This window comes from Microbacterium sp. 16-032, from assembly GCF_041079455.1.
In the GTDB taxonomy this organism is placed as follows: Bacteria; Actinomycetota; Actinomycetes; order Actinomycetales; family Microbacteriaceae; genus Microbacterium; species Microbacterium testaceum_A.
Window position 1 is genome coordinate 470,074 of the sequence record NZ_JBFYGQ010000002.1, and the last position, 12,765, is coordinate 482,838.

General features: G+C 72.6%; 11 protein-coding genes. 6 read left to right on the plus strand and 5 right to left on the minus strand.

Annotated features, from left to right (window positions below; genetic code table 11):
* Positions 1 to 134 precede the first annotated feature (134 nt).
* Positions 135 to 1,442 (plus strand): hypothetical protein, encoded by a 1,308-nt coding sequence (locus AB6V31_RS05935; RefSeq protein WP_369364584.1) that lies wholly within the window; start codon positions 135 to 137, stop codon positions 1,440 to 1,442.
* A 74-nt stretch (positions 1,443 to 1,516) separates the two neighbouring features.
* On the opposite strand, the gene raiA is transcribed toward AB6V31_RS05935, so the two are convergent.
* The 5 genes from raiA to mtrA form a co-directional block, all read right to left on the minus strand.
* Positions 1,517 to 2,179 carry a ribosome-associated translation inhibitor RaiA gene (raiA, locus tag AB6V31_RS05940; RefSeq protein ID WP_369364585.1) on the minus strand — a complete coding sequence of 221 codons (663 nt, stop codon included), beginning with the start codon at positions 2,177 to 2,179 and terminating at the stop codon, positions 1,517 to 1,519.
* A gap of 93 nt (positions 2,180 to 2,272) precedes the next feature.
* A complete protein-coding gene (locus AB6V31_RS05945; protein WP_369364586.1) occupies positions 2,273 to 2,941 on the minus strand; it encodes a ComF family protein in 669 nt (222 codons plus the stop codon).
* A gap of 91 nt (positions 2,942 to 3,032) precedes the next feature.
* Positions 3,033 to 4,691 carry an LpqB family beta-propeller domain-containing protein gene (locus AB6V31_RS05950; RefSeq protein ID WP_056226890.1) on the minus strand — a complete coding sequence of 553 codons (1,659 nt, stop codon included), beginning with the start codon at positions 4,689 to 4,691 and terminating at the stop codon, positions 3,033 to 3,035.
* Positions 4,688 to 6,373 (minus strand): MtrAB system histidine kinase MtrB, encoded by a 1,686-nt coding sequence (gene mtrB / locus AB6V31_RS05955; protein WP_056226887.1) that lies wholly within the window; start codon positions 6,371 to 6,373, stop codon positions 4,688 to 4,690. The genes AB6V31_RS05950 and mtrB overlap by 4 nt, the downstream gene beginning before the upstream one ends.
* 7 nt (positions 6,374 to 6,380) lie before the next feature.
* Complete coding sequence (gene mtrA / locus AB6V31_RS05960) at positions 6,381 to 7,061, minus strand: MtrAB system response regulator MtrA (protein ID WP_056226885.1); 681 nt, start codon at positions 7,059 to 7,061, stop codon at positions 6,381 to 6,383.
* 163 nt (positions 7,062 to 7,224) lie between these two features.
* On the opposite strand from mtrA, the gene AB6V31_RS05965 reads away from it, so the two are divergent.
* From AB6V31_RS05965 to AB6V31_RS05985, 5 genes are all read left to right on the plus strand, one after another.
* Positions 7,225 to 8,604 (plus strand): glycerophosphoryl diester phosphodiesterase membrane domain-containing protein, encoded by a 1,380-nt coding sequence (locus AB6V31_RS05965; protein ID WP_369364588.1) that lies wholly within the window; start codon positions 7,225 to 7,227, stop codon positions 8,602 to 8,604.
* The gene (locus tag AB6V31_RS05970) at positions 8,601 to 9,254 is read left to right on the plus strand and encodes a DUF4129 domain-containing protein (RefSeq protein WP_369364590.1); all 654 of its coding nucleotides are present in this window, start codon (positions 8,601 to 8,603) and stop codon (positions 9,252 to 9,254) included. The genes AB6V31_RS05965 and AB6V31_RS05970 overlap by 4 nt, the downstream gene beginning before the upstream one ends.
* The gene (locus AB6V31_RS05975; RefSeq protein WP_369364591.1) at positions 9,251 to 10,429 is read left to right on the plus strand and encodes a DUF4350 domain-containing protein; all 1,179 of its coding nucleotides are present in this window, start codon (positions 9,251 to 9,253) and stop codon (positions 10,427 to 10,429) included. Before AB6V31_RS05970 ends, AB6V31_RS05975 begins: the two co-directional genes overlap by 4 nt.
* 74 nt (positions 10,430 to 10,503) lie before the next feature.
* The gene (locus AB6V31_RS05980) at positions 10,504 to 11,433 is read left to right on the plus strand and encodes a MoxR family ATPase (RefSeq protein WP_143017800.1); all 930 of its coding nucleotides are present in this window, start codon (positions 10,504 to 10,506) and stop codon (positions 11,431 to 11,433) included.
* Positions 11,433 to 12,734 carry a DUF58 domain-containing protein gene (locus AB6V31_RS05985; protein ID WP_074694116.1) on the plus strand — a complete coding sequence of 434 codons (1,302 nt, stop codon included), beginning with the start codon at positions 11,433 to 11,435 and terminating at the stop codon, positions 12,732 to 12,734. The genes AB6V31_RS05980 and AB6V31_RS05985 overlap by 1 nt, the downstream gene beginning before the upstream one ends.
* Positions 12,735 to 12,765: the final 31 nt, after the last annotated feature.

The following is a 12,765-nucleotide window of genomic DNA, read 5'->3' on the forward strand; positions in this document are numbered from 1 at the left end:
GAACAGGCATACATCGCCCATGTTATCCGTGTTACCCGTTCGTGACCTGCGAGGAGGCCGCAATCCGAAAGAGGAGCGCGCGCCCGCAGCGAACACACGGCGACGCCGCCGAACCCGACGCCTAGGATCGACCCATGGCCGGTTTCTGGGGCAAGAGGAAGCGCGAAGAGCAGGACGCGGCGGATGCCGATCTGGCACGCCGAGCGGAGCTCGCGATCGTCGCGGCCGACGAACGCGTGCGCCTGACCTCGGACGAACTCGATTTCGCCCGCGCCGAACTCGGCGACAAGGCGACCGAGGACCTCGCGGCGGCCCTCGACTCCGTGCGCACCCACCTCGCCGAGGCGTTCCAGCTGCACCAGCTGAACCACGACGAGATCCCCGACACCAAAGAAGAACTTCGCACGCGCAACGCCCGCATCATCCAGCTGTCGCAGTGGGCCGAAGACCTGCTCGAAGAGCGCACCCAGGTGCTCCAGCCCAAGATCGACGCCGTGCGCCGCGCGCCCGAGACCCTGGCGCGGGTGCGCGCGGATCGCGACCGGCTCGCCGAGCGCATCCCGAACGCCCGCGAGGTCGTCGACCGGCTGTCCCGCCGCTACAGCGATTCGGCCCTGGCACAGATCGGCGGCAACCCCGAAGAGATCGAGCAGTTGCTCGACTTCGCCGTGCACACCGCGGCCGTCTCGGAGCGCCGCCGCGAAGCGGGCCAGCGCGAGCAGGCGTCGGTCGCCCTCGAGGCGGCCACCGAAGCCGTTCGTCGGGCGGAATCGCTCCTGGATGCCGTGGACACCTTCGAGATCGAAGCCCTCCGCGCCGAGTCGACTCTCGCCGCCGTGGTCGACGACTCCCGCAACGACCTGATCGAAGCGCGCCTCGGCGCGCAGACGCCGGCCGTGGTCCAGGCCATGGCCACGCTGCAGAAGGCCTTGACCGCGCTCCCCGCCTCGGGATCGCGCAGCGATCCCTTCCAGGCGCTGTCGTCGCTGCGCCAGGCCAACGCCGATCTCGACCTCGCGCGCGAGCGTGCCGCCCGCCCCGTCCCCTCGCAGGATCAGGTGGAGCACGCGATCGACGACGCCGACCGGCAGATCGCCGTCGCCCGCGGCCTCATCACCGGTCACCGCGGATGGATCGGTGCCGACGCGCGCACCCGCTTCGTCGAGGCCGAACGCCTTCGCGCGGGTCTGCCGCTCGGTCCCGTGCCCGAGGACCGGCGCGAGACGGTTCTGGCGACCGCGCGGCGCGCCGGGTCGCTGGCATCCGAGGCCCTGCAGATCGCTCAGCGCGACATCGAGCAGTCCCGCCCGAACGACTGGGGCGGAGATAACCGCGGCGGCGGGTACGGCCGCGGGGGCGGAATGGGCGGCGGCAACATGGTCGGCGGCATGCTCGGCGGCCTCGTCATCGGCTCGCTGCTGGGCGACATCTTCGACGGCTGAGCCTGCCTTCCACGGCTCGCCCCGCACGACGACGCCCCCGGTCCGAGGACCGGGGGCGTCGTGTCGTTCTCAGGTCAGGATGCGACCCCGACGGCCGGGGCGGCCTGGGTTGCCAGCGCGATCACACCGTAGTCCCAGCCCTTGCGGCGGTAGACGACGCTCGGGTGATCGGTGCGGGCGTCGATGAAGAGGAAGAAGTCGTGGCCGACGAGTTCCATGCGGTCGACGGCGTCTTCGACCGTCATCCACTCGGCGCCGAACTCCTTCTGTCGGATGACCACGGGCGAGTAGTCCTCTTCGTCGGCACCGGTCTCTTGCACGGGCACCGAGCCGGTCGCGACGGCACGCAGCACCTCGACGGAGGCGGGCTCGACGTCGATGCCGGCGAGCTCTCCCGTGCCCTTCTCGAACTTCGCGCCCCGGGGGTGGTTTCGCGCGTCGATGCGCTTGTCCTTCGCGCGGCGCACCTGCTCGGAGATCTTGTCGACCGCGAGGTCGAGGGCCGCGAACTTGTCGGTGTCGGTCGCCTCCGCGCGAACGACCGGGCCCTTGCCGTCGAGCGTGAGCTCGACGGTGTCGTCTTCGAGACGACCGTTGCGATAGGAGCGGTGGGTCACCTTGACCTCGAGCGCTTGAGCGCGCGGCGCCAGGTGCTCGATGCGACCGACCTTCTCTTCGACCACCGAGCGGAAACGATCGGTGATACCGACTCCCACGCCGACGATGTTGGTGTCCATCTGTGACCTCCTTGTTCCGGGTTCCGCCCGGTCTAAGGGCGGAACATCCGTCGCCTTCAGTCATCCTTACGCTAGTAGCCCGCCACCCCCGTGTCACGTCTCAATCACCCGGGATTCACCTTCGATGTTCCTGCGACGCGGCGTGTGCGCCAGCGCCACGGCAATCACCTCGTCCGCCCCCGCCGCGCGCAGGGCGCGTGCCGCCTCGGACAGCGTCGATCCGGTGGTCACGACATCGTCCACGACCACGACGACCCCGCCCGGCACCGGTCGGGCGGCGAAGGCTCCCCCGACGTTCTCGCGGCGAGCGCTGCGACCGAGCCCCCGCTGGTCATCGGTCGCGCGGGCCACCCGCAGCAGTCGCTCGTGCGTCCACCCCGCCCGCCGCAGCAGGATGTCGAGGGGGCGGAAGCCCCGTCGCCGGAAGGCCGCACGCGTCCCCGGCACGGTCGTCAGCCGCGCTCCGACGGGCACCGCGAGACGCAGCACGGCATCGAGCGCCGGGGCCAGGTCGCGCGCGAGGCCGGTCCGCCCCTCCTCTTTGAGCGAACGGATGACGCGGGCCGCGACCCCGTCGAACGCGAGCGCGCTCGTGACCGTCATCCCCGATCCGATGGCGCGGTGGATCGGGCTCGGGGCCAGGGCGTCACGGCATCCGGCACAGAGATCGGTGTCGACGACACCGCACCCGGCGCACGCGACGGGGAGCCAGAACGTCAGGGCCTCTCGGAACGACGAGGTCAGGGCGGCGGACAGTGACATGCGCTCAGCCTGCTCCGCGGCGCGAGGGCTCCGCCCGCCCCGCCGCCCCATCGGGGCGGAACTGCCCGGACGAGCGCGCTGGGGAGAAGGGTCAGGAGGTCGTGCCCTGCTGGGCCGCGAGCACGCGGATGCCGGTCGCCACCAGGGTCCACGAGCTGCCGCGACGGCTGTAGAGGCGACCGGTGTCGTCGAGGACGCGGACGCTCGTGCTGCCGGCGGCGAGAGTCGTCGCGCCGTCCGGTGCCGCGGCCTCGGTGCCCCGGCCCCCCACATTGAGCTCGCGCAGACGGCTGGCGCCGTCGACATCGGCCAGGACGCCGACCGTGGTGTCGTCGAGCCACGCCAGATCGAACGCCCCCTGCTGCGCGAACGACAGCACGTGAGGAACCCCGAGATCCACCTCGCCGCCCTCGCGCTGGATGCCGGCCACCCACACCTCGCGCGTACCCGAGACCGTCACGATCGCCGCGACCCGTGTGCCGTCGCGCGAGATCTGCATCGCACTGATTTCGGAGGCATCGGGCCACGCGTTGCCCACGTTGCGCGGAACGCCCTCGGCCGTGATGACCCGCAGCTGCGTCGGAGCGGCGCTCGGCACGCTCCAGATCGCCCCCTCGGCATCGATCGTGGGCGCGATGAGCCCCGAGCGCTCGTCGAGGAGGAAGGTGCGCCCGTCGGCGAGCGCGCTCGCGACGGTGCCCTGCTGCGTGCGGACGGCCGCCAGGCTCCGATCGGCCTCGAGCTCCACCGAGGCCGGCGAGAGCGACTCGATCGCGTCGGAGAGCCCGCCGAGCGACTCGACCGTGTCGCCGGCGAGCGCGCCGAACGCCCCCGCCGTCGTGAGCACGGCCGGAGAGGGGTCGACGCGCGTGACGCGGACCGACACCTCGGACGCGGGGACGGGAGTGCCCTCGACCGTCATCTGGACGTCGCTGATCCCCGCCGTGACGAGACTCTTCGACAGCTGGGTCTGCATGCGGTCCAGCGTCGTCCGGTCGAGGCTCAGAGCGGCCCGCGGCAGCTGCACCTGGGCGACCCCGCTCGACGAGAGCGTCACCGACCGCCCCACCAGGGAGAGCTCGTCGGGGAACGCCGTCTTGACCGCCCCCGCGAGCCACGCACTCGGCTGACCGTCGACCAGGGCCGTCGCCACCCGGCTGGCCACCAGAGCCCGCGGGAACCAGCGGACGTCGGGGACGATGAAACTCCACGTGGGATCGAAGTACGCGATGGATGCCGACTGGTAGACGGTCGGGAACACCTCCTCGTACAGCACGACCCCGTCGGGCGCCGAGGTGATGCGCCACTGATCGTCGACGCGCGCGAGGGTGAACGACAGCGTCTCCGCGGTCCCCGAGGCCGTCGGAGCGTAGGCGCCGTTGGCATCCACTCCCGCCATCGTCGTGAGCGAGACCGTCACCCCGGTGCCGTCGGCGTTCGCAGTGGCGCGGCGATCGGCCAGACGGTCGATCGTGACGCGCGCTCGCGGATCCCACTGCGTCCCGGACGCCAGGAACAGCTTCGCCGTGGCCCAGTCGTCGGCGGGACCGGAGCCGGCGCGGAGGAACCCCTCCACGATCTCGGCGGGAGACGCGTCGTCCTGCGGCCCGTCGGGGACGAACGCGAAGGCCTGCGTGTCGTCGACCTGCGGGCCGCGACCGGGGTTGACGTACCCGGAGGTCGGCAGGCCCGTGCAGGCGGTGAGCACGAGGACGAGGGCGAGGCCGACGAAGGCGATAGCGCGTCTCATGTCGTCTTCCTCACTCCCGGACGGGTGGAGATGGGCTGTGTGAGCCCGAGGGCCTCCAGGGCCCCACCCTGCTCGTCGTCGGGGACGAGCGGCAGGGGCGAGCTGCTGACCGGCTCGCCGGCCCGCGGGAGCGTGAGCACGAAGTTCGAGCCGCGTCCCGGCTCCGACCAGACCGACAGGGTCCCCCCGTGCAGCTTGGCGTCGCCGAGCGCGATCGACAGGCCGAGGCCCGTGCCGCCGATGGTGCGCACGCGCGAGGGGTCGGCGCGCCAGAAGCGGTCGAAGACGCGCTCGACGTCGTCGGGCTGCATGCCCAGACCGAAGTCGCGGACGCCGAGGGCCACGGCATCCCGATCACTGTCGACCGACACCACGATCGGGCGTCCCTCCCCGTGCTCGATGGCGTTGCCGAGGAGGTTGCGCACGATCCGGCGCACGCGCCGGGCGTCCATGTCGACCGGGGTGTACCCGCCCGGCGCGACCAGACGCACGTCCGAACCGTGCCCCTCGGCGAGCTGCTCCATCGAGAGGATGACGTCTTCGGCGAGGTGGGCCAGGCTCGTCGGCTCGAGCTCGAGCTGCACGGACCCGGCGTCGTACCGGCTGATCTCGAGCAGGTCGGTGAGCAGCACCTCGAAGCGCTGCACCTGCGCGTGGAGGAGCTCGGCCGCGCGGCCGGTGGCGGGGTCGAACTCCTCGCGCTGATCGTTGATCATGTCCGCGGCGAGCTTGATCGTGGTCAGGGGCGTCCGCAGCTCGTGGGAGACGTCCGAGACGAAGCGCTGCTGCACGAGCGAGAGGTCGGCCAGCTCCTTGATCTGCGACTCGATGCTGTCGGCCATCGCGTTGAACGAACGGTTCAGGGTCGCCAACTCGTCCTCGCCGCGCACCGGCAGGCGCACGCCGAGGTCACCCGCGGCGAGCTTGGCACTGGTCTCGGCGGCATCCGCGATCGGGGTCGTCACCGATCGGAGGACGAACCACGCGATCGCACCGATCAGCAGGACCAGGACGAGCCCGACCACCCACAGCAGCACCTGAACGAACGCGAGGGTCTGCGAGGCGCTGGTGAGGTCGTATCCCATGTACAGCTCGTAGGAATCGACCCCGTCCTCGGCGGGGAAACGCAGTTGATGACCGACCAGGATGCCGGGAACCTCACGGCCGTCGTCGGCGGGCAGCGCCACCGATTGCCACCACTGCAGATCGGGGCTGGACTGCACCTGCGTGCGCAGGGCATCGGTGACCATGCTCGACTCGAAAGCCGGGGAGATGAAGGGCTGCGGGGCCAGGGGCGACGGCGGGCCGATGCGGTACAGCGCGATGAGATCGCTCGACGACTGCTGCGACAGGCGCGTCGCAATGCCGTTCATCAACGTCTGCGCGGCGGCGGGATCGGTCGAGTCGACGGCGGCGTCGAGGGTGGCCTGGGCCGCCGCGGTGGCGCGCTGGGCCTCGAGGAGCACCTGGTCTTTGCGGGCCGTGAACAGCTCGTTCTGGATGACGAGCGCCATGGCGACGCAGGTCACGAGGATGGTCGCCGCCGTGAGCGTCACCGTCAGCACGATGGTGCGGAACCGCAGCGAGCGGCGCCACAGGGTGGCCAGGCGGTCGCGCACCACGCGCCAATCCCGCCATCCCCGCACCCGTGGCCGCGGGAGGGTGCGCACCGCCCCCGTCATGAGGGGATCAGGCCACCGCGCCGGCGCGGTAGCCCACGCCGCGCACGGTCGTCACGATGCGCGGGTTGTCGGGGTCGGCCTCGATCTTGGCGCGCAGTCGCTGGACGTGCACGTTGACCAGGCGCGTGTCGGCCTTGTAGTGGTAGCCCCACACCTGCTCGAGCAGCATCTCGCGGGAGAACACCTGCTGCGGCTTCTCGGCCAGGGCGACGAGGAGCTCGAACTCGAGGGGCGTCAGGGCGATCGGGACGTCGCCGCGGCGGACCTCGTGCGCGGCGACGTCGACGACCAGGTCGCCGATGCGCAGCGTCTCGTCGACGGGGGCCTGCACGGGACGCAGACGCGTGCGGATGCGCGCGACCAGCTCCTTCGGGTTGAAGGGCTTCATGATGTAGTCGTCCGCACCCGACTCGAGGCCCTTGACCACGTCGGCCGTATCGGTGCGCGCCGTCAACATGATGATCGGGACGCCGGACTCGGCCCGCACGCGCGTGCAGATCTCGATGCCGTCGACGCCCGGGAGCATGAGGTCGAGCAGGATGAGGTCGGGACGCTCGGTGCGCCAGGCGTCGACGGCCTGGGCGCCGTCCGCGCAGAACACCGTGTCGAATCCCTCGGTGCGCAGCACGATGCCGATCATCTCGGCCAGCGCGGTGTCGTCGTCGACCACCAGGATCCGTGAAGTCATTCGGGTGCAGGTCTTCCGTCTCGAACCCGCTCGGGGACGGGTGGAGCGCCCCGGGTGAGGGCGCGTCGTATCGAGAGTAGTCGACCTGCCTGGACGACGGGGGTGCGTGTCGGGGGTGTGTGACACGATGAGGGCACCGCCATGTGACGAGGAGGGGCCCCACATGACCGCGTACCCGGCTTGGACACCGGCATCACGACCGGGCATCGTCCCGCTGCACCCCTACGGGTTCGGCACGATCCTGGCCCGCTCGTTCGTCGCTCTGCGGCACAACCCCAAGGTGCTGCTGGGGTTCGCGCTCGTCGTGCAGGCCGTGGCGTACATCCTCGTGACGGTCGCGATCGGCGGGGTGGCGATCGCGAGCTTCTCGCGACTCGACACCGTCGCCCCGGGCAGCGACGAGTTCGACGCGATCACCGCGGGCTCGGTCGCGCTGACCGGTATCACCGCTCTCGTGCTGGGGGTGCTGTCGGGAGCGCTCGGCGTCGTCGTCCAGGGCGTCGTCGTCGCCGAGGTCGCCCACGCGGTGGTCTCCGAGAAGCCGACCCTGCGGGCCGTCTGGGGCCGTGTCCGCCCGGTGTTCTGGCGGCTGATCGGCTACAGCGCGCTCACGATCGGCGTCGTCGTGATCGTGGTCGGCGTGCTCGCCGGGATCGTGACGTTGCTGGTGATCGCCGCGACCTGGGTCGGAGCGCTCGTCGGCGTGCTGTTCTTCCTCGCGCTCATCCCGCTATCCCTGTGGCTGACCCCGAAGCTGTTCCTCGTCCCCTCGGTCATCATCCTCGAGCAGGCCCCCGTGTTCCGGGCGATCGCCCGGTCGTGGCAGCTGACCCGGGGGCGCTTCTGGTCGACGCTCGGCGTCATCATCGTGATCTCGATGGCGTTCGGCCTCGTCGCCCAGATCATCTCGATCCCCCTCAGCCTCGTGAGCGGGTTGGTGCCGGCCATCATCGCCCCCACGGGCGACAGCGACGTCAGCACCGTCATCGGGTTCATCGCCCTGCAGGTCGTCGGGCAGTTCGGCATCCTCCTCGTCCAGTGCATCGCCCTCGTGGTGCAGTCGACCTCCGCCGTCCTCGTCTACGTCGACGCCCGCATGCGCGTCGAGGCGCTCGATCACGACCTTCAGTCGTACGTCGAGGCCCGCGACGCCGGTGCGAGCGACCTGAGCGACCCCTACCTCGTGGGGGTCGGTCGCGTCGTCGAGCGCCCCGCCCCCGTGCCGTTCGGCGCTGCCCCCGCGTTCGCGGGCTACGCGCCGCCCGTGGGCGCCGCGGGTTACGCCGCACCCGCCGGATACGGCCCGCCGTCGGCCGGTGGTTACGCTCCCGCCCCGCAGGGGTACGCAGCGCCGCAGGGGTACGCACCGCCGCAGGGGCCGCCGGCTCCGCAGGGGCCCGCCGCCCCGCAGGGGTATGGGCCGCCGCAGGGACCCGCGGTGACGCAGGTGCCGGCGCCCGGCGCGACGACCGAGCCCTCGCCGCCCGCAGCGGACCGCTCGCGAACGACGTGGGCAGCCCCCGGGTCGAGCGAAGACGCGTGATCCCCACCGCGCTGGCGGCGGCGTTCCCGCTGCTCCCCGACCCCGACCAGGCCCGCGAATGGGCCGAGCAGGAACTGCGCGATCCCACCTACCAGGCCGCCGAGCCCACGTTCATCGACCGCATCTCGCAGGCGGTCGGGCGGTTCCTCGATGACCTTTTGCGCGTCCCCGACACAGGAGGATGGGGGCCGTCGGCCCTGATCGTGCTGGGCGTCATCGTGGTCGCCGCGATCATCGTCGGCATCCTGATCTGGGGCCGCCCGCGGCTGTCGATGCGCGCCACCGAGCCGGCTCGCGCGCTGTTCGACGACGATGATGCGCGCTCCGCCGACGAACTCCGCGCCGACGCCGCCGCTGCCGCCGGCAGAGGCGAGTGGGACGAAGCGATCGTGCTGCGCTTCCGTGCCGTCGCCCGCGGCCTCACCGAACGCGGGCTCGTCGACCCTCCGCCGGGCGCCACCGTGCGCGCATTCGCCCGCGAGACGGCCGCCGCTCTGCCCTCGCTCGTCCCCCTGCTCGATCCGGCGGCGACGACCTTCGACGACGTCCGATACCTCCGCCGCCCCGGCACCGCCGAGCGCTACCGCGCGGTGGCCGATCTCGACGACGCGGCGGTGCGCGCCCGCGCTCTGCCGGTGGCACCCCGATGAGCGCGCCGACGGCGACCGCCGCTCCCGTGCGCTCCCGGCGCAAAGCCGCGCTCGGGTGGGTCGCACTCGTCGTCGGGCTCCTCGTCGTGGCCCTCGTCGGCGGCACCCTCGTCTTCGGCGGATACACGCAGCGCGCGATCCTCGATCCCGAGTCGGCGGGGCCCGAAGGCAGCCGCGCGGCCGTGCGCATCCTCGAACAGCAGGGGGTCACGGTCACCGTCGCCCGTGACCGGTCCGCCGCCGAGCGCGCCCTCGCGGGCGGCGGGGCCACCCTCGTCATGCGGGACGCGCCGATGCTGTCCGACGAGGGCCTGCGCGATCTGGCCGGACGCGCCGCGCACGTGGTCCTCGTCGAGCCCCGCTCCCGCGCTCTCGACGTCCTCCTCGACGGTTCGGCGCTCGGGGGCTTCTCCGCCGACCTGGCCACGAGTCCCGAGTGCGCCGTCCCCGCCGCGGCGAACGCCGGAACCGCCCGCGTGGGCGAGCTCCTGCGTCCCGGCGACGGCGTCGACGGGTGCTATCGCGTCGACGGCCAGTTCGGACTCCTCCGCTCCGTCGCGGCAGACGGCACGACGGTGACGGCCCTCGACGGCCTCTCGGTGCTGACCAACACCGCACTCCCCCTCGACGGCAACGCCGCTCTCACCCTCGGCGTGCTCGGGCAGACCGACTCCGTGGTCTGGTACGTCCCCTCGCTCTCCGACGCGGATCAGGGGACCACCGCCCCCACCCTCGGCGACCTCACCCCCGACTGGGTGACGCCCGCCCTGCTGTTGCTGCTGACCGCGGCCGTCGCGGCCGCGATCTGGCGCGGCCGTCGCTTCGGGCCCCTCGTCGCCGAGCGCCTTCCCGTCACCGTCCGCGCCACCGAGACCACCGAGGGTCGCGCTCGTCTGTACGCCTCGTCCAAGGACGCCGCGCACGCGCTCGACGAGCTGCGACGCGCCGCCCGCTCCCGCCTGGGACGACTGCTCGGCCTGACAGCACGCACCTCGCCGAACGACGTCGCCGACGCCGTGGCGCAACGCCTCGGCGCGGACCGCGCCCAGGTGCGCGGCATCCTCGTCGACGACACCCCCCGCACCGACCGCGAACTCGTCGCGGCGGCCGATCGCCTCCGCGACCTCGAAGAGAGCGTGCGCGCCGCCGTCCGAACCGAAGGGACCACCCGATGACCGACAGCCCCGAGACCCCCGCAGCCGCGGCCCCCGTCGCGCGCGGCGACGACCACGCGGAGCTGCGCGACGCGATGCACCGCGTCCGCCTCGAGGTCGGCAAAGCCGTCGTCGGACAGGACGGAACCATCACGGGCCTGCTCATCGCCCTCCTCTCCCGGGGGCACGTGCTCCTCGAGGGCGTCCCCGGCGTGGCCAAGACCCTTCTCGTGCGCTCCTTCAGCCGCGCCCTCGGCCTCGACACGCGCCGGGTGCAGTTCACGCCCGACCTCATGCCCGGCGACGTCACCGGGTCGCTCGTGTACGACGCCCGCGCGGGGAACTTCGAGTTCCGCCCCGGTCCGGTCTTCACCCACGTGCTGCTCGCCGACGAGATCAACCGCACGCCCCCGAAGACGCAGGCGGCGCTGCTCGAGGCCATGGAAGAGCGACAGGTGTCGTCTGACGGCGAGAGCCGCGCACTCCCCGATCCCTTCCTCGTCGCCGCGACGCAGAACCCCATCGAGCACGAGGGCACCTACACCCTGCCCGAGGCGCAGCTCGACCGCTTCCTCCTCAAGCTCGTCGTCGACCTGCCCGGTCGCGACGCCGAGGTCGACGTGCTGCGGCGGCACGCCTCCGGCTTCGACCCGCGCCGCCTCGACGACGCCGGTGTCGCGCCGGTCGTCACGGCGCCGCAGATCCTCGCGGCCCAGCGTGCCGCGGCATCCGTCGCCGTCGACGACGACCTGCTCGGCTACGTCGTCGACCTCGCCCGCGCGACCCGCCAGAGCCCCTCGGTGCTGGTGGGCGTGAGCCCCCGCGCCTCCACGGGTCTGCTGGCCGCGGCCAAGGCCTGGGCCTGGCTGAGCGGCTACCCCGCGATCACACCCGACCACGTGCAGACGATGCTCGTGCCCGTGTGGCGCCACCGGATCCGCCTGCGCCCCGAGGCCGAGATCGAGGGCGTCTCGGTGGATGCCATCCTCACCTCGGTCCTGCAGCAGACCCGCGTTCCCATCTGATGTTCGTCACCGGCCGTCTCGCCCTGCTCGTCGCCCTCGGCGTCGTCCCCCTCGTGCTGTTGAGCACGGCGGGGGTTCCGGCGTGGGCGGTCGCCGGCGGATGGGTCCTGCTGTGCGTCGTGCTGGCGGTCGTCGACACGACGCTCGCGGCCGATCCGCGTCGCGTCGAGATCACGCGCACGCACCCCGAGCGGGCGCTGCGCGATGAACCCGTGGCCGGCGAGCTGAGGGTCCGCAACCTCGGTACCCGCTTGCTGCGCGCGCGCGTGCGCGACGCGTGGCAGCCGACGGCCGGCGCCCCCGACGAGCGCCAGCGCTTCACGGTTCCCCCGGGCGAGCGGCGTGCCGCCCCCCTGCCGCTGCTCCCCCGCCGTCGGGGAGAGCTGCGCAGCGCCTTCGTGGTGGTGCGCGCCCTGGGCCCCCTGGGGCTGGCCGGCCGGCAGGGGCGCGTCGACGCCCCCGCCCGGATCCGCGTGCTGCCGCCGTTCACCTCGCGGCGGCATCTGCCGTCTCGTCTCGCCCGGCTCCGCGAACTCGACGGCAACACGAGCCTGCAGGTGCGCGGGCAGGGCACCGAGTTCGACAGCCTGCGCGAGTACGTGCGCGGAGACGACGTGCGCTCGATCGACTGGCGCGCCACCGCCCGCGCGGGGACCACGATGCTCCGCACCTGGCGGCCCGAGCGCGACAGACACGTCGTGATCGTCATCGACACGGGTCGGACGGCGGCAGCGCGCGTGGGCGACGGGGTGCGCCTCGACGCCGCGATGGAAGCGGCCCTGCTCCTATCGGTGCTGGCGACGCGCGCGGGCGACCACGTGCACCTGCTGATGTTCGACCGCCTGCCCCGGGCGCGCGTCACCCGCGTCGACGGGACCCAGCTGCTTCCCGCCCTGGTGGATGCCATGGCCCCGGTCGACCCGCAGCTCATCGACACCGACTGGGATGCCGCCTTCGCCCACGTTCGCGGGTTCACCGTGCGCCCGGCGCTGGTCGTCCTGCTGACGGCGGCCGACGACCCCGACGCCGCGCGGGCCTTCCTCGCCTCGCTCCCCGCGGTCGCCTCGCGCTCGCGCCTGCTGGTGGCGACCGCCACCGACGGCCCCGGAGACACCCCGGTGCACCGCGACGCGTCGGACGTCTACGCCGCCGCCGCGATCGAGCGGGCACGTCACGACGCCGAGCGGGTCGCCGCGGCCATCGTGCGCGCCGGGGGCGACGCCGTCTCGGCATCTGCCGACGACCTGCCGCCCCTCGTCGCCGACCGTTACCTGGCGCTGAAAGCCGCCGGTCGGCTGTAGCACACCCACCCCCATGCAGCCTGCGACATAT

Excerpts from the sequence above, each read along its gene's own strand:
- AB6V31_RS05980 (WP_143017800.1), top strand. The coding sequence starts at position 10,504 with ATGCACCGCGTCCGCCTCGAGGTCGGCAAAGCCGTCGTCGGACAGGAC.
- AB6V31_RS05935 (WP_369364584.1), top strand. The coding sequence starts at position 135 with ATGGCCGGTTTCTGGGGCAAGAGGAAGCGCGAAGAGCAGGACGCGGCG.
- AB6V31_RS05975 (WP_369364591.1), top strand. The coding sequence starts at position 9,251 with ATGAGCGCGCCGACGGCGACCGCCGCTCCCGTGCGCTCCCGGCGCAAA.
- raiA (WP_369364585.1), bottom strand. The coding sequence starts at position 2,179 with ATGGACACCAACATCGTCGGCGTGGGAGTCGGTATCACCGATCGTTTC.
- AB6V31_RS05985 (WP_074694116.1), top strand. The coding sequence starts at position 11,433 with ATGTTCGTCACCGGCCGTCTCGCCCTGCTCGTCGCCCTCGGCGTCGTC.
- AB6V31_RS05945 (WP_369364586.1), bottom strand. The coding sequence starts at position 2,941 with ATGTCACTGTCCGCCGCCCTGACCTCGTCGTTCCGAGAGGCCCTGACG.
- AB6V31_RS05965 (WP_369364588.1), top strand. The coding sequence starts at position 7,225 with ATGACCGCGTACCCGGCTTGGACACCGGCATCACGACCGGGCATCGTC.
- AB6V31_RS05950 (WP_056226890.1), bottom strand. The coding sequence starts at position 4,691 with ATGAGACGCGCTATCGCCTTCGTCGGCCTCGCCCTCGTCCTCGTGCTC.
- mtrA (WP_056226885.1), bottom strand. The coding sequence starts at position 7,061 with ATGACTTCACGGATCCTGGTGGTCGACGACGACACCGCGCTGGCCGAG.
- mtrB (WP_056226887.1), bottom strand. The coding sequence starts at position 6,373 with ATGACGGGGGCGGTGCGCACCCTCCCGCGGCCACGGGTGCGGGGATGG.